Here is a 19,787-nt window from a genome sequence, read left to right as displayed (position 1 = left end):
TGGTACCGCCGTCCAGGATCATCGCAGTTGTCTTGAGCGCCAATCGATTTCAGAATCGTCCGTAACCGACCAGATCGGCGGTTTCGGCCGGTGTGATGGTGCGAACCCGAACCCCGCCCATCTCGTTGCCGCCGATGGTGGTGATCGTTTCGCCGTCGGCCTTCAACACGATGTTGGTGTGCTGACCGAGCGGACTGTCGGGACCGTAGAGCACCACGTCACCGGTGCGCGGGCGGTAGCCGACGTCGGCGCGGGTGAATCGGCCGACCTGCTGGTAGTACTCCTGCAGCGTGTACACGCCGGGAATGCGCCAGGAACCGGAGTTCGGGTTGGCCAGCGGCCTGCCCGCCTCGCGCATGGTCCAGCTGACGAAGTCGGCGCACCAGGCCTCCTGGACCCCCTCGGCGTACTTCGGGCCGCCGCCGGGCTGCTCGTGCTCGCGGCGCAACACGTCGACCAGCACGATCTGCTGCTCGTCGAGACGTTCGCTGTCGAGCGCGGGGAACTGGTCGCCCCAATCGTGCTGCCACCACACCAGTCCGACGGCGACCACGGTGGCCGCGGCCAGCATCCCGGAGATTCCGACGATCCAGGACGTGCGTCGTCCAGGTCGTTCGGCTCGAATCTGCGTCATCGCCCCCCGCTCTCGTTCATCCTTCTGATCTATTGGACGAATCACGAGCGCTTTCGGTTCCCGATCACGGGTGTTTTCCGAAGCGGACGGGGCGACCACCGGATGGACCCCTGCGCCACCCGGGTTTCAGCCCGGCAATCGCTCTCGGCGCGCGCGAGGCGAGCGCGCGCCGTCCCCTCCGGCGACATTCATCCGCGCAGGGGTGGTGTCGAACACTTTCCGCTTCGGAACACACTGGCCCGACCAGTCCAAAGGCCGATAATCGGCCTGGGCGCAGCGGCCGGGCAGCCAGGCGATCTCCCACTCGGCTGACATGAGTTTTGCGAAACCTTTACCCTCGGTCAAGCTAGACGACTGTCCCAATTTGTCCCACTGACCGAAAGAGGAACGCCACGTGGAAGACCCGCACGCGCCGATTGCGCGGTATCTGCGCGAACGCCGCGAATCGTCGGGACTGACCAGGGCGGCGCTGAGCGAGGCGGCAGGCATCTCGCCCGCGCTCATCCAGAAGATCGAACAGGGCACGCGCGTACCGACTCTGGAGTCGCTGACCGCGCTGTTCGACGCGCTGGACGTGCCCGACGTGTTCCGCAACCACCTCGTCGCGCTGTCGCTGTCGCATCGCTACGACGAACCGGCACCCACCCAGCTCACCGACCTGCCCGCGGCGGATCTGGTTCTGCTGCACAGCCTGCCCCACCCGGCCAGCGTGCAGGTGTACCCGACCTTCGATGTGCTCGCCGTGAACGCGGCGTGGGAGCGGTTCTTTCCCGGGCTGGTTCCTGGCACCACCTTGCTCGAATGGATGCTGCTCGACCCGATCTCGCGCACGGTGGTCATCGAGTGGGAAAAGCAGATCCATCTGATTGTCTACGGGTTCCGGGTGATGAGCCCGGGCGTGGTGCCGCGGCAGCGGATCGACGAACTCGTCGCGGCGTGCTCGGCAGCACCGGAGTGGGACCACCTGTGGACCACCGAACCGCAACAGCCGAGCGACATCGACAGCCCGGTCCTGACGCTACGCGATCCCGGCACCGGGGCGCCGACCAGCATGTCCATGCTCAATTTCGAGTTCGCGCACCCACGCAGGGAGTGGTCGCTGATCACTTTCTGCCCGGCGATCTAGTTCTTGTCGGCCTTGCCCAGCGGAATGCAGGCCGTCAGCACGATCGCGGCCACCGCACCGGCCATCGCGATGAAGAAGGCGGTGTGGAAACCCTCTCGCGACGGCAGCACGTGCGGGCCGAGGTTGATCGTCATGTGCGCGAGCACCACGCCCATCACCGCGGCCGAGGTGGAGGTGCCGATCGAGCGCATCAGCGAGTTCAGGCCGTTGGCGGCCGCGGTCTCGGTGATCGGGACCGCGCCCATGATCAGCGCGGGCATCGCGGCGTAGGCAAGGCCGACGCCACCGGCGACGATCACCGACGACAGCACGATCTGCCAGACGCTGTCCATCATGACCACCGCACACAGGTAGCCGACCGCGATCACCGTGGAACCGAGGGCCAGCGTCAGCTTGGGACCCTTCTTCGCCGACAGCCGCGCCGAGACCGGGGACAGCAGCATCATCACCAGACCGGTCGGCGCCATCGCCAGACCCGCGACCACCATCGACAGCCCGAACCCGTAGCCGGTTTCCTCGGGCGCCATCAGCAACTGCGGGAACGTCAGCGACATGCCGTAGAGCGAGAAGCCGACCGCGATCGAGGCCATATTGGTGAACAGCACGCGGGGGCGAGCCGACACCCGCAGGTCGACCAGTGGAGAGGGCCGGCGCAGCTCATAGGCGCCCCAGCCGAGGAAACTCGCCAGCGACAGACCGAACAGCGCGAGGATCGAGCCACTCGCCCAGCCCCAGTCGGCGCCCTTGGTGATGCCGATCAGCAAGGTGAGCAGGGCGATCGACAGCCCGACCGCACCACCGAAATCGAAGCGCGACGGCGTGCGCACCGGCGACTCCGGCACGAACACCAACACCAGCACCGCGCACAGCACACCGAGCCCGGCCGCGGTCCAGAACAGCACGTGCCAGTTCGCGTTCTGCGCGATCAGCGCCGAGAACGGCAGGCCGATGGCACCGCCGACACCGAGGGTCGCGCTCATCACCGCCATCGCGCCGCCGACCTTCTCGGGCCTGAGCTCGTCGCGCATGATGCTGATCCCCAGCGGGATCGCGCCCACCGCGATGCCCTGCAGCGACCGGCCGATCACCTCGGGCAGCAGCGAGTTCGCGGTCGCGCAGACCACCGAGCCGACGACCATGAAGCCGAGATTGCAGACGAGGATGAGCCGCTTGCCGAACATGTCGCCGAGCCGTCCGGCGATCGGCGTCGACACCGCGCCCGCCAGCAGCGTGGCCGTGACCACCCAGGAGGCATTGGACGCCGAGGTGTTCAGCAGGGTCGGCAGCGACGGAATGATCGGGATGACCAGCGTCTGCATGAGCGAGACGACGATGCCGACCGTGCTGAGCACCGCGATCAGCACGGCCGGGGCCGGGCGGCGGGTTTCGGAGGTGGCCGGGGAGACGTCGGCGGCAGTTACAGACACAAATATGGACGGTACACAGCATGTGCATAGTACACAATTTGGCTCCGGGGTGACCCACGCGACATAGTTGGCACATGTCCGATTCCGGCGCCGCCGATGACACCCCGTTCACCCGCCTGGTGTTCGAGCTGAACCTGATCTCGCGGCACTTCCCCACGACCACCCGAAGGCGCCCCGGTTTCCTGCTCGACCGTTCGGCGTTTCTCATCCTGACCCGGCTGGACCTCGGTGAACCGCTGAGCCTGCGCGAGCTGTCGGAGTCGTTCCAGCTCGACATCTCCACCATCAACCGGCAGGTCGGGGCGATGCTGAAACAGGAATTGGTGCAGCGGGTTCCCGATCCGGACGGCGGCGTCGCCCGCAAGGTCAAGACCACCGCCGACGGTAAGGCCGCGCTCGCGGCGGACCGGCGGCACCGCACCAGCGACATCGGCAAGGTCGTCGCCGACTGGGACGACGACGATGTCACCGAGCTCAGCAGGCTGATGCGCAAGTTCAATCGGTCGGTCGAACAGCTGGAGCAGAACCCGTGGCCCAGACCGCCGCACACCGATAGCTGATCGCGCTAAGCTCCCCGGCGTGGTCACTCACCGGTCTACCCGCCCGAGCTGGCTTTCCTGGGACAACTACTTCGTCGGCGTCGGCGGACTGGTCCTCGGTCTGTGCTTCGGCATCTGCGCCGCGCTGATCGCCGGACCCGGACACAATCTCGCGGCGATCATCCTCGTCGCGCTCGCCGTGGTCTGCATCCTGCCCGCACTGCTGCGCGCCCTCGGCGAACTCAGCGTGTGGGTGCGGCTGGCGATCCTGCTGATCGGCTTCGCGCTACTGCTGCCCGCGATTCTGCTCAGCGGCGAGGTGCGCGACTGGGCGGCCGAGCGCTGGGAAAAGACCTGGAACTAGATGTTGCGCATCGGGATCGACAGCAGCATGCGCAGGGTGTTGTGGATGAACTGCGTCGACTGCCACGTGAGGTAGGCACCGGCCGCCGTCGCCGGACCGACCGACGACGAGCCGGACGCCGAACCCGATGCCAAGTCCGCGGAACCACTGGCCGAACCCGATGCCGAGCCCGAACCCGGAAGTGCCGCAGCGGTTCCCGCCGAACCGAGCAGTCCGATCAGCACCGCCGCTCCCACCCCTGCGACTCGAACGGCGTACGGCTTGGACGTTTCACGACCGGACAACATCAGATGGATCCCACTCTGTCGAAATGCATTGCGAATGCCCAGTATTCACACCAGAACTCACCGCCAAACCTAATTCGCCCGGATTGCTCGAATGATCGGCCTGTGCGGTGAGTTCGTCGGGTTGCCCGACCCCACGTCTATGGTGCGCCACAATTACATCGGCGCACCAGACCATGGTTGTCGGGGCATTCGCGTACCGACCGGTGTTGTTCGCCCGTCAGGACGCGCGGTTGTCGACACGCTCGCGGGCCGCGTCCGCCAAGTCGGAGCCGCGTTCCCTGGCGACGTCTACCAGGTGCGATCCACGCGTCCGGGCCGATTCGGCCAGTACGGGGCCGCGCTCCTTGGCGACTTCGGCGAAGTGCGCGCCTTTGGTCCGCGCCACCTCGGCGACCTCTGGGCCGCGCTCCTTGGCGACCTCGACCAGATGCGCGCCGCGGTTGCGAATCGCCTCGGCCAGTTGCGGCCCACGTTCCCGGGCGATCTCGGCCAGCTGAGAACTACGCTCGCTCGCGGCTACCGCGAGATGTCCACCCTGCTCATGGGCCACATCGGCGATCTGCGCACCCCGAACCTTGGCCGCCGCCGCGAGCGCGGCACCCTCGGCCGCGATGCGCGGTTCCTCACGCGAGAACGCCTTGCGAGCCCGCCACCCCAGCGACGGCTTGCCCTCGGTATCGGACGCCGCGATCATCAACCCGCCGAGCAGCCCGAGATCCTTCAGGAAGCCCACCCGCTTGGCAGCCTTCCGGTCTGGGTCGTTCTCGGCCCAGAAGTCCTGCTCGGTGATGGTCCCCGGCACGACGGTCACGGCGAGCAGGAGCGCCGCGGGCCGCGGTGCCCGTCCACTGGCCAGCAACAACCCACCCACAACCTGCGCCGCGGAGTTGATGCGCACGAATTGACTCGGATCGTCGGGCACCCGCGCCGCCAGCGCGTCGGGCAGACCGGTTCTGCCCTTCTCGGCCAGCGCGGTCGCGGCGTCGGCTCGGGGCTTCTGATTCATCAACCCGTTCACTCCTGCGGCCACGAATGTGGTCCCCAGCAGCGCGCGAGCAATGCGTCGAACAGGCTTGATCGGCATCGTCGATCCCTTCGTGTCTACGACTGGGAAAACGGCTCCCTACATTCGACTACCCGGGTCTCCCGAGGACAAACGATGGACGGAACCGGGCATGCCCTGTCCAGTGACTACCGTCGAGCGGGTGCCAGACAACACCGTCCAAGCCGCCTACACCGCCATCCATACCCTCTACATCGACCTTTTCGGCTCCCCCACCGACCTAGCGCCCGAAGACACCGCCTTCGCCCAAACGCACCTGGCTCCCGGCCCCGTCCTCGACCTCGGCTGCGGCCCCGGCCAGTTCACCAAATTCCTCACCGACGCGGGCATCACCACGACCGGCATCGACCTGGTCCCCGAATTCATCGCCCACGCGCGATCGACATACCCGGCTATCCCCTTCGAACTCGGCTCACTCCGCGCCATCGACGCCCCCACCGAATCCATCCACGGCCTGCTGGCCTGGTTCTCCCTCATACACCTCGACCCCATCGAACTCCCCACCGTGCTGGCCGAATTCCACCGCGTTCTCACCCCCGGTGGCCGCCTGGTCATCGGCTTCTTCGAAGCCACCGAAGCCGTCGAAACCTTCCCCCACAAAGTGACCACCGCCTACCGCTGGCCCACCGACCACCTCGCCGAAACCCTCCACACAGCCGGCTTCACCGAACTAGCCCGCCTGCACCACCCAGCATCCGGCGACATCCGCCCTCATTCAGCCCTGGCTGTAGCCAAGTCGTGAAGCCGATCGACCGCCGATGACGGCGGCGACGATCTGCTTGTTCGTCTCGGGCAACCCACTACCTGCTGATATCATTGATATCAGGAGGTAGTGACCATGACAGATATCCTCATTCGTGACGTCCCCGAATCCGCGATCGAAGAAGTCGACCAGCGCGCCCGCGAGTTGGGGATATCCCGGGGGGAGTTCTTACGGCGCTGGCTGGTGCGGGACTTTCAGCGAATCGTGCCCGTCACCGTCGGCGACCTGAATCGGGTTGCCGAGCTCGCACAAGATCTGGACAACCCCGAGGTCATGGGGCGCGCATGGTCGTGAGCCCGCGCCCTTGGCTGATCGACAAGTCCGCCCTCGTTCGCATCGGCGCCGCACCGGACGCGCACGTGTGGGCCGACCGCATCGAACGCGGGATGGTTCGCATCGCGACCGTCACCCTGCTGGAAACCGGCTACTCCGCTCGCACCGCGAAAGACCTCGCCAAGCTGCTCGACCTGCCCCCGCTCGCGAACATGCCGGTCGAATACCAGACGCCCACTTCGGAAGACCGCGCGCTGCAAGTCCTCCGGGAGCTAGCCACGCGGGGACAGCACCGGGCCCCGTCAATTCCCGATCTGCTGATCGCCGCGATCGCCGAGCGCGCGAAACTCACCGTCCTACATGCCGACAAGGACTTCGAACTCATCGCCGATTTCACCGGCCAACCCGTGCAGCGACTCCAGTTCGACGACAGCTGACACTGCATCGCAGCCGTTGAGCGCCTCAGGCGGCGAGGGCCAACTGGGCGCGCTCGGGTCGGTCGGTGCGTGCCGCGCGGCCGACCAGGCGGGCGATGGCCTCGGCGACCTGGGCGGGCTGCTCGAAGATCACCGAGTGGCCCGCGCCGTCGATCTGCACGAAGTCCGCGTAGTCGACGGCGGCGGCCATGGCGACGGAATGGGACGGGGGTGTCATCAGGTCGGCGGAGCCGCACAGGATCAGGGTGGGGATGGTCGAGAGCGTGGTCAGGGCGGCGGTGCGGTCGAAGGTCTTGAAGGCGCTCAGGAAGCTGGCCATGGTCACGATCGACGTCGCGTTGTGCATCGCCTCGGCCAGCGCGAGCACACGCTGGCTGACCTTGCGGTCACCGAACTCGGCGGTGCGCACCACCGGGGCGAAAACCTTGCAGGACAGCACCTTCGCGTGCTGCATCAGGCGCGGTGCGCGCCGTACCGCCGCCTGGAAGCCGGCGATGATCGGACTGCGCAGCAGCCGCCCGAAGCCGGCGTCGGCGAGCCCGCTCGCGGCGGTGGCGATGAGTCCGGCGCCGACGATGCGGGTCCCGACCTCGTGCCGGTACTGGTCGACGTAGGTCAGCACGGTCATGCCACCCATCGAATGCCCGACCAGCACAACCGGGCCGGTCGGGGCGACGACGTCGAGCACCTCGTGCAGATCACGACCGAGCTGTTCGATGTTGTAGGTCTGCCTCGACGCCACGGCGGAGTCACCGTGCCCGCGATGGTCGTAGCAGACGACCTTGGCACCGGAGTGCTCGCGCAACAGCGCGTCCCGCACATCCGTCCACGACTCGGTCCGCAGGCAATGCCCATGAATCAGGACAACCGTCAGGTCCGCGTATCGCCGACCGTATTCACGAACCGCGAGCTGCACACCGTCACCGGTCGACACCGAAACACGACGCTCGTCCGAGTGGGCGATTGAGCTGATGATCGACATCGGAACCTCCGGCTCGCGTGCGGTGACAGCATCAACTCTGCGCCTGATCAGGTGCCGCTATCAGGACCCCGAGTGCTGGGGCCGCTCCCCCGAGGGTGCGCAGAACACCACCTAGGTGCTACCCGTCACGATCCTTGACTAAATTTTCAGTCAGGATTCATGGTGATGGTAGTCGGAAGGAGAAAACAAATGCGACGACGCACATTCGTCCAGACCACGATGGCCGCGCTCAGCAGTGTGCTGTGGGCCGGTTGTGACGACACCAGCACGCAGGTCGACGACGACGGAAGGACCTGGCTCATGCCCGAGGAAGGGCAGCCGCACAAGCGCACCTGGATGGCCTTCGTGGCCGATGAACGGATCTGGGGTGCCGACCTGGTCCCCGAGGTGCAGCGCAATCTGGCCACCATCGCCACCACGATCGCCCGCTTCGAACCGGTCGCCATGCTGGTGCGCCCCGGCGAACTGGCCCAGGCACAGCGCCTGATCGGCACCGCGAACGTGGAACTGATCCCCACCGACCTCGACGACCTGTGGATGCGCGATACCGGCCCGGTGTTCGTCCGGAGCGGAAACGCCAAGGCCGGTGTGGATTTCAACTTCAACGGCTGGGGCGACAAGCAAGCACACCGCGCCGACGCGAAGGTCGCCGAGTTCGTCACCCGCCGCGCGGGCGTCGACACTCGCCACACCGATCTGGTGCTCGAAGGCGGCGCGCTCGAGGTCGACGGCGAGGGCACCGCGATCATCACCGAGAGCTGCGTGATCGACAACAATCGCAATCCCGGCTGGAAGAAGCGCGATGTCGAGGAGGAACTCGACTACCTGCTCGGCATCAAGAAGGTGATCTGGCTGCCCGGCATCGCCGGCCAGGACATCACCGACGGGCACACCGACTTCTACGCCCGCTTCACCGGCCCCGGCGTGGTCGTGGCCGGACTCGACAACGACCCGTACTCCTTCGACTACGACGTCACCCGCCGCCACCTCGATATCCTGCGCTCGGCGACCGACGTTCACGGCCGCCCTGTGCAGGTGGAGGTGCTGACCGGGCCGTCGACCGTGCGCGAACAGTTCGAGAACGACGATTTCGCCGCCGGCTATATCAACTTCTATGTCTGCAACGGCGCCGTCATCGCCCCCGAGTTCGGCGACCCGGCCGCCGACAGCGCCACCGCGGCCACCCTCACGCGGCTGTTCCCCGGCCGCGAAGTGGTGCAGATCAACATCGACGGCATCGCCGCAGGTGGCGGCGGTATCCACTGCACCACACAGCAGGAACCCGTCGACTGAGCCACCCCGGCGGATTCGCCGCCGGGCACCCGGCCCCTACTGTGAGGAACCGTGTCGGAACGCCGTACCCAGATCATGGAAGCCGCCGTCCGCGTCATCGCCCAGGACGGCGTGCGCGGACTGCGTATCGAAAAGCTCGCCACCGCAGCCGAAGTCTCCCCGGCCCTTATCTACTACCACTTCAAGGACCGCGCAGGCATCCTGCGCGCCGCCCTCGAACACATCAACCACCGTGCCCAGTCCTACACCGACACCCCCGCCACCGACCCACGCACTCAACTCGAACACATGCTCCTGCGCGAACTCCAGGACACCTCCGAAGTCCGCGAGACCAGCATCGCCTGGGGCGAGTTGCGCGCCAGCGCCGCGTTCAACCCCGACCTCCGAGACCCATTGCGCACCACCACCGAAGCCTGGAACACCGACGTCGAATCCTTGATTCGCGAGGCTCGAGACCTCGGCACCGTCGCCGCGACCGTCGACGCCACGGACTCCGCCGAACGCCTGACCGCTCTGGTCGAAGGCCTCAGCGAACGCTGGCACAGCGGATCGCTCGACCTGACCCGGGCCCGCCAACTCCTCACCGGCGCAATAGAGCTCGAATTGAGGTAGGCCGTTTCACCTCCGGCGCACCGGTTTACAGCGCCTGGGCGCCGGGTTCCAGCAGCCGCTTGGGATGCATGCCGTCGACTTGGCCGATGAAAGGCGGGTGGATGCTGTAGCCGAGCATGCGCCGAAGGTCTTCGGACACCCGGCGCGCGGTGTCTCGGGTGGTCGACAGCGTGAACGCCTCTTGGGGCCGCAACCACGGCTCGCAGTATTGCGCGGTGACGGCCAAGCGTGACCGATCGCTTCGGTTGGCGCCACCGCCGTGCCACAACGTGCCGAGGAAGAACACGCACGAACCCGCCGACATCACCACGGGCGCGCGGTCGGATTCCGCGGGCAGCCGATCGCCCCACCGGTGACTGCCCGCGATGATGTCGGTGGCGCCGTTGTCGGCGGTGAAGTCGTCGATCGCCCAGATCGTGGCTGCCCCGAGCGCGGCTCGCGGTCGCGGAATCGGGTAGAAGCCGTCGTCGGTGTGCAGCATCTGCGCCTGCTCCCCGGGCAGGATGTTGATCACCTGCAACATCGACAGCAGGTAGTTCGGCAGGAACAGCCGATCGAGCAGCGCCAGCACTCGCGGATGGTCGGCGATGCGATCACAGCTGTCCGTCTTGTTCAGCACGCTGTACACCCGCTGGGTGGTGTGACCCTCGAAGTGATTGCGCCCGTGTCGATCCAGCAGTGGCCGCACGGATTCGCGGATGCCGTCCAGCTGCTCCGGGGTGAGTAGGTCAGGAAGGATCACGTAGCCGTCGCGCAGGACCGCGGCCAGGTCCGCCTCGGCGAGAGCCTGATCGACGGTCGTCCCACCGCTCGCGGTCCGCCGGTACGTACCGGCCAGATCGCCACCCAAATCGGCCAACGAGGACACTTCGCTGCTCACGGCGACTCCTTGAACATAACTGAGTTCTGTTATGTTTCGAATATGGCACGGGCTCCCATCGGACGTCAACAACTTCTCACCGCCGCGCGCGAGGAACTGGTCCGCGGCAACGGCGTATTGGAACTGAGCGCGCTCACCCGCAGGGCGAAGCTGAGCACCGGCGCGCTCTACCACCACTTCGGCTCGAAGAGCGGTCTACTCGCCGCGATCTACGACGGCTTCTACGACGGCCTCCGCCACGCCATCGCCGACGCCAACCTCCCCGCCCACGCCGACTGGAGCACCCGCGAACGCGAACGCACCAACCTCTTCGTCGCCTACCACTTCGCCGACCAGCTGGCCCCCATCCTGCTGACCCGCGCCGCCCTCGACCCCGACCTCGCCGAACTCGAAGCCGTCCACATCGAAACGATGAGCGCCATGGCCGCCGACAACATCCGCCACGGCCAATCCCTCGGCCAGCTCCCCATCACCCTCGACCCCGCCAGCGCAGGCGCCTACGTCATCGGCGGCCTACGCCACGGCATCGCCCAACAACTCCGATCGACACCCCCGGCCGACCAGCACCAAGCAACCGACCGCCTGTGGCACCTGACCGCCTCAGCCCTCGGAATCGCCTGACAGGGCGGCGCCACCCGGAATCAATTCGAACGCCTGATGCCACGTCAATCGACCTCAGGCGCAACGAATTACACGTTGAAGCGGAACTCCACGACGTCGCCGTCGACCATGGTGTAGTCCTTGCCTTCCATGCGGACCTTGCCCGCGGCCTTGGCTGCTGCCATGGAACCAGCGTCGACCAGGTCGTTGAAGGCGACGATTTCGGCCTTGATGAAGCCGCGTTCGAAGTCGGTGTGGATGACGCCCGCGGCCTTGGGGGCTGTGTCGCCCTGGTGGATGGTCCAGGCTCGGGATTCCTTGGGGCCTGCGGTGAGGTAGGTCTGCAGGCCGAGGGTGTGGAAGCCGGCGCGGGCGAGGCCGTGCAGGCCCGGTTCGGTCTGGCCGATGGACTCGAGGAGTTCCAGGGCGGATTCGTCGTCGAGTTCGAGGAGTTCGGCTTCGACCTTGGCGTCGAGGAAGACCGCGTCGGCGGGGGCGACGGTCGCGCGCAGTTCGGCGAGCTTGGCCTCGTCGGTGAGGACGGATTCGTCGGCGTTGAAGACGTAGAGGAACGGCTTGATGGTGAGCAGGGAGAGCTCACGGAGCAGTTCGGCGTCGATCTTCTTGCCCGCGGCGAACAGGGTGGTGCCCTCGTTCAGGAACCCTTCGGCGGTCTTGGCCGCGTCGAGCAGGGGCTTGCGGTCCTTCTTGACCCTGGCTTCCTTCTCGAGGCGCGGGATGGCCTTCTCGAGGGTCTGCAGGTCGGCGAGGATGAGCTCGGTTTCGATGACCTCGATGTCGGCGGCGGCGTCGACCCGGCCGTCGACGTGAATCACGTCGTCGTCGGCGAACACGCGCACGACCTGGCAGATCGCGTCGGCCTCACGAATGTTGGCGAGGAACTTGTTGCCAAGGCCCGCACCTTCGGAGGCGCCCTTCACGATGCCGGCGATATCGACGAACGACACCACGGCGGGCACGATCTTCTCGGAGCCGAAGATCTCGGCGAGCTTGTTCAGACGCGGGTCGGGCAGCGGGACCACGCCGACGTTGGGCTCGATGGTCGCGAACGGGTAGTTCGCGGCCAGCACGTCGTTCTTGGTCAACGCGTTGAACAGCGTCGACTTTCCGACGTTGGGCAGGCCGACGATTCCGAGGGTGAGGCTCACAAGGAGCAGAGTCTACGGGTCCGCGACCATGCCCGAATCACCGGAACCCGCCCCCGCGGCCGGGGCGGGTTCCAGCGCCGATCACGGAACGAGGACGACCTTGCCCAGGTTGGCGCGCTGCTCGATCACCGCGTGTGCGGCGACGGCGTCGTCGAGCGCGAACTCGGCGTGCACGACCGGGTGCAGCAGACCGGAGGCGTAGTACTGCCAGACCTCCTGGCGCAGGTCCTCGTAGCGAGCCGGGTCGCGCTGGGCGAGACGACCGATCCGGAATCCGGTGAGGGATTTGCCGCCCGCGAGGAGGTCTTCGGTGTCGATGAGGCCGCCGCCGGTGCCGTAGGTGACCGCGCGGCCGCCTTCGGCGAGACCGGCGAGAGTGCCGCCCAGACCGGTGCCGCCGACGCCGTCGAGGGCGTAGTCGGCCTGCTTGCCGCAGTGCAGCTGGTCGTAGGTGAACACCTCGTCGGCACCGAGTTCGCGCACGAAATCGATCTTCGACTCGTCGGAGACCGCGCCGATGACCCAGCTCGCCCCGCGCACCTTGGCCAGCTGCACGGCGAGATGGCCGACACCACCGGCAGCGGCGGTGACCAGCGCGGTTTCGCCCTCACGCGGGGTCGCGGTGTCGAGCGCGCCGAGGGCGACGAGTCCGCTGCGCATCAGCGCGACGGCGTCGACCGCGGAGGCGCCGTCGGGAATGGCGGAAGCCTGGTCGGCGGCGAGCACGACGTACTCGGCATAGGCGTCGGAAGTACACAGCCCGACCACCCGATAGCCGACGCCGTATCCATCGACCCCGTCCCCGACCCCGACGACCTCACCGGCGACTTCGGCACGCATCTGCGCGACAGGCGCGGCGCTGATCCGCCGAATCGCCGACAGCGTGACCCCGATGGCCTCGACCCGGACCAGCAGCTCGCCCACACCGGGCACCGGCACGTCGGCCGCGACGACCTCGAGCATCTCCGAACCACCGCTGCGTTCGTACTGAACCCGCCGCATGACACCTCCTACAGAATTGAGCGAAGGCGCAAGATTAACCGGCTGACCTCGTGTTTCCACAGGCCGTGAGCCCGCGAGTGCGAAATCTCACCGCCTCCGCCGCATTGCGGAGAGCACCTTCACGGTTCGGTTACCCCGCGGCGATACCCCAGACGCGTGGGTAATCCCACACACCCGGCGTAGCGTTGCCGTATGGAGGCGACCACGGAGGTGGTGACCGCGGCCCCCGCGCCGGTGCTGGCAGCGTTCATCGACCGGTACGTGGGCTATCGACTCGCGGGATTCGAGCCCGGCTTGCACCGCGGCCTGCCATCACGGCACATGACCTTCATCGTCGCGGTCGGCCCGACGATCGATGTCGTCGAGCAGACCGACCCGCACCAAGCCCCCGGCAGCTACCGCTGTGTCCTGAGCGGCCTGCAGGCGAGTCCAGCGATGATCGCGCACACCGGTTTCCAAGAAGGCGTGGCGATCGAGCTGACCCCGCTGGGTTGCCGGGTGCTGTTCGGTATGCCCGCGAGCGAGCTGTGGGATATCTCGATCGAATGTTCCCAAGCGCAAAGCATTCTCGGCGATCAACTCGCCGATGCTGTGCAATCACAACAGGATTGGCCGAGCCGGTTCGCCGCGTGCGACAAGGCCCTCACCGCGGCGGCACGTACCGAAACTCTCGCCGGCCCCGAATTGACCTGGGCCTGGCACGCTCTCGTGAAAACCGGCGGCACCTGCTCGATCAACCCGCTCGCCGACCGGATCGGCTGGACCCGCCAGCACCTGACCCGCAAGTTCACCGCCGAATTCGGCGCGAGCCCGAAACTGGCCGCGCGGATCATCCGCTTCGAGCGGGCCAAGCGCATGCTGACCAGCACCCCCTCCTATATCTCCATCGCCCAGATCGCGACCACCTGCGGCTACTACGACCAAGCCCACCTGAACCGCGACTTCGCCGAACTGGCGGGCATCGCCCCCACCGCCTGGCTCGCCGAGGAGATTCCATCCGTCCAAGACCCGAATGCCCTCGAAGCGCGAGGCTGAACACATGGACACTTCAACTGATACCCACGCCATCATCTGGCCCTGCCTCGCTTTCGACGATGCCCGCGCCATGATCCGATTCCTCACCACCGCCTTCGGTCTCGAAGCAACCGCGGTCTACGCCAGGCAAGACGACGACTCCATCGTCGAACACGGCGAACTGCGCTGGCCGGGCGGCGGCGGCATCATGTTCGGCTCCACCGGCCGCGACGGCTCCCCCTTCGGCACCCGGCTGCCGGGCGTCGCCAACCTCTACCTGGTCACCGACAAGCCCGACGCGCTCTACGACCGGGCGAAGGCCGCGGGCGCGACGATCATCCGCGACCTGCGCGACGAGGACTACGGCTCCCGCGGCTTCAGCGCCGCCGACCCGGAAGGCAACCTCTGGAGCTTCGGAACCTACCGGGGCGAATGACCATCTGAACAAAACTTCATTCTGCGCACGAACGTGTGCGATCCTCTCCGTCGCAGTTCGGCGATCGGCTACGTTGTCGATTGCTTCACCCGAGGCTCTGCGCGTTATACAGGAGAGTTGAGTCAATGGCGACCATCGAATATCTGCGGACCGATCCGGACTTGCCTCCGGTCGGTGTCGTCGATCGCACGCCGATCACGCCCGCGAAGAAGGCCGTGTTCGCGGGGATCGCCGTACTCGGCGCCATCGCGTGGACGATCATCGCGTTCGTGCGCGGCGAGTCCGTGAACGCGGTGTGGATCGTGATCGCCGCGGTCTGTACCTACATCATCGCCTACCGCTTCTACGCGCGGTTCATCGAGTGGAAGATCACCAAGCCACGCGACGACGTGGCCACGCCCGCCGAAATCTATGACAACGGCAAAGATTTCATGCCGATGGACCGGCGGGTGCTCTACGGGCACCACTTCGCCGCCATCGCGGGCGCGGGCCCGCTGGTCGGTCCGGTGCTGGCCGCGCAGATGGGTTATCTGCCCGGCACCATCTGGATCATCGTCGGCGTGGTGTTCGCCGGAGCGGTGCAGGACTACCTGGTGTTGTGGGCCTCGACCCGTCGACGTGGCCGCAGCCTCGGCCAGATGGCGCGTGACGAGCTCGGTGTGGTCGGCGGTGTCGCGGCGATCGTGGCGATTCTGGTGATCATGGCGATCCTGCTCGCGGTGCTCGCGCTGGTCGTGGTGAACGCGCTCGGCGAGAGCCCCTGGGGCGTGTTCTCCATCGCGATGACCATCCCGATCGCCCTGTTCATGGGTGTCTACCTGCGGTATCTGCGACCGGGTGCGGTCGGCGAGGTCTCCGCGATCGGCATCGTGCTGTTGCTGGCCGCGATCATCGGCGGCGGCTGGGTATCCGAAACCGAGTGGGGCGCGGACTGGTTCACGCTCTCGCGGACCACCATCGCGTGGTGCCTGATCGCCTACGGCTTCATCGCCTCGGTGCTGCCGGTGTGGCTGCTGCTCGCCCCGCGCGACTACCTGTCGACGTTCATGAAGGTCGGCACGATCGTGCTGCTCGCGGTCGGCATCGTGATCACGATGCCGGTGCTGAAGGCGCCCGCCGTCTCCGAATTCGCGCACACCGGTGCCGGTCCCGCGTTCGCCGGCAGTCTGTTCCCGTTCCTTTTCATCACCATCGCCTGTGGTGCGCTCTCGGGCTTCCACGCACTGGTCTCCTCGGGCACAACGCCGAAACTGCTGGCCAAGGAATCCAATGCCAGGATGATCGGCTACGGCGGCATGCTGATGGAGTCGTTCGTCGCGGTGATGGCGATCATCACCGCCTCGATCATCGACCAGCACCTGTACTTCGGTATGAACGCCTCGGCCGGGCTCACCGGTGGCACGGCGGAAGGCGCCGCCAAGTTCACGAATACGCTCGGCCTGTCCGGTCCGCCCGCGACGCCGGAATTGTTCGCCGACGCGGCCGCCGATGTGGGCGAGAATTCGATCGTCTCGCGCACCGGTGGCGCCCCGACCCTGGCGATCGGCATCTCCGAGGTCTTCTCCGAATTCCTCGGCGGCGCGTCGATGAAGGCGTTCTGGTACCACTTCGCGATCATGTTCGAGGCGCTGTTCATCCTCACCACCATCGACGCGGGCACTCGTGTCGCGCGATTCCTGGTCTCGGACGCGCTGAGCAACTTCGGCGGCGGGTTCAAGAAGTTCCGTGATCCGTCGTGGCGGATCGGCGCCTGGCTGTGCTCGCTGATCGTGGTCGCGGGCTGGGGCGGGGTGCTGCTGATGGGCGTCAACGATCCGTTCGGTGGTATCAACGCGCTGTATCCGCTGTTCGGCATCGCCAACCAGCTGCTCGCCGCGATCGCGCTGACCGTGGTGCTGACGATCATCGTCAAGCGCGGACAGTGGAAGTGGGCGTGGATTCCCGGCATTCCGCTGGCGTGGGATCTGCTGGTCACGATGACCGCGTCCTGGCAGAAGATCTTCTCCGCCGATCCCAAACTCGGTTTCTGGAAGCAGCACAGCATGTGCCAGGCCGCCAAGGACGCGGGCAAGGCGTGCCTGACGGCGAAGACACCGGAGCAGGTCGACATCGCGATCCGCAATACCTTCATCCAGGGCACGCTCTCGATCGTGTTCGCGGTGCTGGTCTTGATCGTCACCGCCGTCGGTGTGATGGTGTGTGTGAAGGCGATCCGTACGGGCACGGTGTCGAGCACCGAATCCGAGGAGCAGCCGTCGAAGATCTTCTCCCCCAGCGGTTTTGTCGCGACCGCCGAGGAGAAGGCCGTGCAGAAGGAATGGGATGTGCTGATCGCCGAGGGCAAGGTGAGCGCGCCCGGATCGGCGCACGTCTCTTGAGTGTGCGTGTGGTCAGGGACGCGGACGGCCGGTTCAGTGGAACGGCCGTCCGCACTCCTGTGCCCGTGGTCGGCACCGCCGGTGCTGCTCGAGCGATGTTGAGGCGGGTCTGGGCGGCGGCTCGGGGGGTCGCCCGGTGGTACAGCGCTGTCAACGGCGGCCAGGATTACGAGCGCTACGTAGCCCACTTGCGCCGCAATCATCCGGGGGCTCCGGTGCCCTCCGTGCGTGACTACTGGCGCGAACGCTACGCCGAGGCCGAGCGGAATCCGACCAATCGCTGCTGCTGACCCAGGTACACACCGCTAGAGGATCGGTGGCCGATTTCCGCTAGCACCCCGCCGGGATGGGTGCCATTGTGGAACTCGTGACCATCACTGCTTTGGACTTCGAGGGCTGCTACCGGGCGGTCTCCACCCGTGACTCCCGCTTCGACGGGCAGTTCTTCACCGCGGTGCGCACCACCGGCATCTACTGCAGGCCGTCGTGCCCGGCGATCACGCCCAAGCGGGTCAATGTGTCGTTCCTGCCCACCGCGGCGGCCGCGCAGCAGGCCGGTTATCGCGCCTGCCGCCGGTGCCTGCCCGATGCCGCGCCCGGTTCACCGCTGTGGAATGTGCGGGCCGATCTGGCCGCGCGGGCCATGCGGTTGATCGGCGACGGGGTGATCGAGCGTGGTGGGGTGCCCGGACTGGCCGCTACCTTGGGCTATTCGCAGCGTCAGCTCACGCGGGTGCTCACCACCGAACTCGGGGCCGGGCCGCTCGCGCTGGCCAGGGCGCATCGTGCGCATACCGCGCGGCTGCTCATTCAGACCACCGAGATGCCGATGTCGGATATCGCCTTCGCGGCGGGGTTCGCCAGCATTCGGCAGTTCAACGACACCGTGCGCGAGGTGTTCGCGGTGAGTCCGACGACGATGCGGAGCGAGTTACGCCGATCACCGCGCGCCGATGTCGTCGCACCCGGCACACCCGGTCTGCTCACGTTGCGGCTGCCGTATCGCGAGCCGCTCGATACCGGCTGGCTGAGCTGGTTCCTCTCGGCGCACGCGGTGCCGGGGATGGAGCTGTGGGAGGACGGCGTCTATACGCGCAGCCTGCGAACCCCCCACGGCCACGCGACTATTCGACTGTCGTTTCAGCCGGGGCACGTGCGGGCCGAGTTGGCGCTGCGGGATATGCGCGATCTCGCTCCGACCGTGGCGCGGGTGCGGCATCTGCTCGACCTGGATGCGGATCCGATGGGTATCGATAGCGCGCTGGGCATCGGTCGGGCGGCGGGAATCGGCGACCTCGGTTACGGCGGCATCCGCTCCGTCGACAGCGCCGGTCATATCGGCAATGGTTCCGGCGAATCAGACCATGCCACACCACATTCGGGAACCGCAGCGGTTGCGAGCGCAGGGCTGGGTTTCACACCAGGCATCCGGGTACCCGGATGCCTCGAGGGCTCAGACTTGTTGCTGTGCACCATGATCGGGCAACAGATCTCGGTGCGTGCGGCGGGGACGCATATCGCACGGCTGGTGGAAGCGCTCGGCGAGCAGATCGACGGGCCGGTGCCTCGGCTGTTCCCGACTGCCGAGGCGATCGCCGAGCACGGTGCCGAGGTGTTGACCGGGCCCGCGCGCAGGGTAGCTGCCATCGTGTCCGCGGCACGGGCGATCGCCGACGGCGAACTGGTCCTGCATTCCGGTCGCACGGCCGATGACCTGCGGCGCGACCTGCTCGCGCTCGACGGGGTCGGGCCGTGGACGGCCGACTACGTCACCATGCGATCCCTGGCCGATCCCGACATTCTGCTCGGCACCGACCTGGTCGTTCGCCAAGGCGCCGCGCGGGCGGGGATCGACCTCGACAACACCACCCGCTGGGCGCCGTGGCGCTCCTATCTGTCCATGCACTTGTGGAAGACCGCGCTCGAACATCGTGGCGCGCTTGTCCGTGAACCTGCCCTTCAGGAAGCGAAAACACCATGACTGACACCGCTCTTCGTCGCGCCGATGTCGCGACCGTCCCCACCCCGATCGGCCCGTTCACCACCATCGTCGATACCGACGGCGCCGTGCTCGCGTCGGGCTGGACCGGGGATGCGGGCACGCTGACCGGCCTCATCCACGCCACGTTGCGTCCGACCGAACTGCGGCAACGGGATTCGCTCGGCGCGGTCACCCAGGCCGTCATCGACTATCACGCGGGCGACCTCACCGCGATCGACGCGATTCCCGTACGTCAGCAGTCGGGCGAGTTCCTGGTCCACGCCTGGGAGGTCCTGCGCAAGGTGCCCGCAGGCGAGCCGGTTACCTATACCGAGTTCGCCGGGCTCTCCGGGCGTCCAGCGGCCACGCGGGCAGCGGCCAACGCCTGCGCGCGCAACTCCGCCGCACTGTTCGTGCCGTGCCACCGCGTGCTGCGGATCGGCGGAGCGCTCGGCGGGTTCCGGTGGGGGCTGGAGGCCAAGGCCTGGTTGCTCGTGCACGAGGCATAAAAGGCCCGGAACCACAGA

Annotated in this window: 23 protein-coding genes; 15 read left to right on the top strand and 8 right to left on the bottom strand. The window is 67.0% G+C overall.

Translation table 11 applies throughout. From position 1 onward, the window contains the following. Positions 1-49: 49 nt before the first annotated feature. Positions 50-634 (bottom strand): CHAP domain-containing protein, encoded by a 585-nt coding sequence (locus tag ACFWPK_RS14050; RefSeq protein WP_378915386.1) that lies wholly within the window; start codon positions 632-634, stop codon positions 50-52. A gap of 394 nt (positions 635-1,028) precedes the next feature. Between ACFWPK_RS14050 and ACFWPK_RS14045 the strand changes: the two genes are divergently transcribed. Beyond that, entirely contained in the window at positions 1,029-1,760 is a 732-nt protein-coding gene (locus ACFWPK_RS14045) for a helix-turn-helix domain-containing protein (RefSeq protein ID WP_378915384.1), read from the top strand. Here ACFWPK_RS14045 and ACFWPK_RS14040 read toward each other — a convergent pair. Further along, positions 1,757-3,193, bottom strand: coding sequence for an MFS transporter (locus tag ACFWPK_RS14040; protein WP_378915647.1), 1,437 nt, complete (start codon positions 3,191-3,193; stop codon positions 1,757-1,759). The two genes, ACFWPK_RS14045 and ACFWPK_RS14040, sit on opposite strands and share 4 nt — an antisense overlap. 68 nt (positions 3,194-3,261) lie before the next feature. On the opposite strand from ACFWPK_RS14040, the gene ACFWPK_RS14035 reads away from it, so the two are divergent. Together ACFWPK_RS14035 and ACFWPK_RS14030 are read left to right on the top strand one after the other, a co-directional pair. After that, on the top strand, positions 3,262-3,747 hold the full coding sequence (locus tag ACFWPK_RS14035) for a MarR family winged helix-turn-helix transcriptional regulator (RefSeq protein WP_378915382.1): 486 nt from the start codon (positions 3,262-3,264) through the stop codon (positions 3,745-3,747). 19 nt (positions 3,748-3,766) lie between these two features. Then, a complete protein-coding gene (locus tag ACFWPK_RS14030) occupies positions 3,767-4,090 on the top strand; it encodes a hypothetical protein (protein ID WP_378915380.1) in 324 nt (107 codons plus the stop codon). On the opposite strand, the gene ACFWPK_RS14025 is transcribed toward ACFWPK_RS14030, so the two are convergent. Together ACFWPK_RS14025 and ACFWPK_RS14020 are read right to left on the bottom strand one after the other, a co-directional pair. Further along, a complete protein-coding gene (locus ACFWPK_RS14025) occupies positions 4,087-4,377 on the bottom strand; it encodes a hypothetical protein (protein WP_378915378.1) in 291 nt (96 codons plus the stop codon). The two genes, ACFWPK_RS14030 and ACFWPK_RS14025, sit on opposite strands and share 4 nt — an antisense overlap. A 217-nt stretch (positions 4,378-4,594) precedes the next feature. Continuing rightward, the gene (locus tag ACFWPK_RS14020) at positions 4,595-5,461 is read right to left on the bottom strand and encodes a DoxX family protein (RefSeq protein WP_378915376.1); all 867 of its coding nucleotides are present in this window, start codon (positions 5,459-5,461) and stop codon (positions 4,595-4,597) included. A 121-nt stretch (positions 5,462-5,582) separates the two neighbouring features. On the opposite strand from ACFWPK_RS14020, the gene ACFWPK_RS14015 reads away from it, so the two are divergent. The 3 genes from ACFWPK_RS14015 (at position 5,583) to ACFWPK_RS14005 (ending at position 6,913) form a co-directional block, all read left to right on the top strand. After that, entirely contained in the window at positions 5,583-6,182 is a 600-nt protein-coding gene (locus ACFWPK_RS14015) for a class I SAM-dependent methyltransferase (protein ID WP_378915374.1), read from the top strand. A 96-nt stretch (positions 6,183-6,278) separates the two neighbouring features. After that, entirely contained in the window at positions 6,279-6,497 is a 219-nt protein-coding gene (locus ACFWPK_RS14010; RefSeq protein ID WP_378915372.1) for a ribbon-helix-helix protein, CopG family, read from the top strand. Next, complete coding sequence (locus ACFWPK_RS14005) at positions 6,488-6,913, top strand: PIN domain nuclease (RefSeq protein ID WP_378915370.1); 426 nt, start codon at positions 6,488-6,490, stop codon at positions 6,911-6,913. The genes ACFWPK_RS14010 and ACFWPK_RS14005 overlap by 10 nt, the downstream gene beginning before the upstream one ends. A gap of 25 nt (positions 6,914-6,938) precedes the next feature. Here the strand turns inward: ACFWPK_RS14005 and ACFWPK_RS14000 are convergent, their stop codons facing one another. Further along, entirely contained in the window at positions 6,939-7,895 is a 957-nt protein-coding gene (locus ACFWPK_RS14000; RefSeq protein ID WP_378915368.1) for an alpha/beta fold hydrolase, read from the bottom strand. Between the two features lie 189 nt (positions 7,896-8,084). On the opposite strand from ACFWPK_RS14000, the gene ACFWPK_RS13995 reads away from it, so the two are divergent. Further along, positions 8,085-9,188: an agmatine/peptidylarginine deiminase gene (locus ACFWPK_RS13995; RefSeq protein WP_378915366.1), complete on the top strand. Its 1,104-nt coding sequence runs from the start codon at positions 8,085-8,087 to the stop codon at positions 9,186-9,188. 51 nt (positions 9,189-9,239) lie between these two features. Beyond that, a complete protein-coding gene (locus ACFWPK_RS13990) occupies positions 9,240-9,800 on the top strand; it encodes a TetR/AcrR family transcriptional regulator (RefSeq protein ID WP_378915364.1) in 561 nt (186 codons plus the stop codon). A gap of 25 nt (positions 9,801-9,825) precedes the next feature. Here ACFWPK_RS13990 and ACFWPK_RS13985 read toward each other — a convergent pair whose 3' ends face one another. Next, a complete protein-coding gene (locus ACFWPK_RS13985; protein WP_378915362.1) occupies positions 9,826-10,680 on the bottom strand; it encodes a phytanoyl-CoA dioxygenase family protein in 855 nt (284 codons plus the stop codon). Positions 10,681-10,722: 42 nt separating this feature from the next. Here ACFWPK_RS13985 and ACFWPK_RS13980 point away from each other — a divergent pair, with 42 nt between their 5' ends. Continuing rightward, complete coding sequence (locus ACFWPK_RS13980; protein ID WP_378915360.1) at positions 10,723-11,301, top strand: TetR/AcrR family transcriptional regulator; 579 nt, start codon at positions 10,723-10,725, stop codon at positions 11,299-11,301. Positions 11,302-11,369: 68 nt separating this feature from the next. On the opposite strand, the gene ychF is transcribed toward ACFWPK_RS13980, so the two are convergent. Next, a complete protein-coding gene (ychF, locus tag ACFWPK_RS13975; protein ID WP_378915358.1) occupies positions 11,370-12,449 on the bottom strand; it encodes a redox-regulated ATPase YchF in 1,080 nt (359 codons plus the stop codon). An 81-nt stretch (positions 12,450-12,530) separates the two neighbouring features. Continuing rightward, on the bottom strand, positions 12,531-13,451 hold the full coding sequence (locus ACFWPK_RS13970; RefSeq protein ID WP_378915356.1) for a zinc-binding alcohol dehydrogenase family protein: 921 nt from the start codon (positions 13,449-13,451) through the stop codon (positions 12,531-12,533). 192 nt (positions 13,452-13,643) lie between these two features. On the opposite strand from ACFWPK_RS13970, the gene ACFWPK_RS13965 reads away from it, so the two are divergent. The 6 genes from ACFWPK_RS13965 to ACFWPK_RS13940 all read left to right on the top strand — a co-directional run bounded on the left by ACFWPK_RS13965 (position 13,644) and on the right by ACFWPK_RS13940 (position 19,769). After that, positions 13,644-14,486 carry a helix-turn-helix domain-containing protein gene (locus tag ACFWPK_RS13965; protein WP_378915354.1) on the top strand — a complete coding sequence of 281 codons (843 nt, stop codon included), beginning with the start codon at positions 13,644-13,646 and terminating at the stop codon, positions 14,484-14,486. 4 nt (positions 14,487-14,490) lie between these two features. Continuing rightward, positions 14,491-14,901 (top strand): VOC family protein, encoded by a 411-nt coding sequence (locus ACFWPK_RS13960; protein WP_378915352.1) that lies wholly within the window; start codon positions 14,491-14,493, stop codon positions 14,899-14,901. Positions 14,902-15,026: 125 nt separating this feature from the next. After that, complete coding sequence (locus tag ACFWPK_RS13955) at positions 15,027-17,279, top strand: carbon starvation CstA family protein (RefSeq protein WP_378915350.1); 2,253 nt, start codon at positions 15,027-15,029, stop codon at positions 17,277-17,279. Between the two features lie 95 nt (positions 17,280-17,374). After that, a complete protein-coding gene (locus ACFWPK_RS13950) occupies positions 17,375-17,569 on the top strand; it encodes a YbdD/YjiX family protein (RefSeq protein ID WP_378915645.1) in 195 nt (64 codons plus the stop codon). Between the two features lie 56 nt (positions 17,570-17,625). Next, a complete protein-coding gene (locus ACFWPK_RS13945) occupies positions 17,626-19,260 on the top strand; it encodes a DNA-3-methyladenine glycosylase 2 family protein (protein WP_378915348.1) in 1,635 nt (544 codons plus the stop codon). Continuing rightward, positions 19,257-19,769, top strand: coding sequence for a methylated-DNA--[protein]-cysteine S-methyltransferase (locus ACFWPK_RS13940; protein ID WP_378915346.1), 513 nt, complete (start codon positions 19,257-19,259; stop codon positions 19,767-19,769). Before ACFWPK_RS13945 ends, ACFWPK_RS13940 begins: the two co-directional genes overlap by 4 nt. Positions 19,770-19,787: the final 18 nt, after the last annotated feature.

This window comes from Nocardia sp. NPDC058519, assembly GCF_042719755.1.
In the GTDB taxonomy this organism is placed as follows: domain Bacteria; phylum Actinomycetota; class Actinomycetes; order Mycobacteriales; family Mycobacteriaceae; genus Nocardia.
This window is presented reverse-complemented; position numbering and strand designations above follow the sequence as displayed.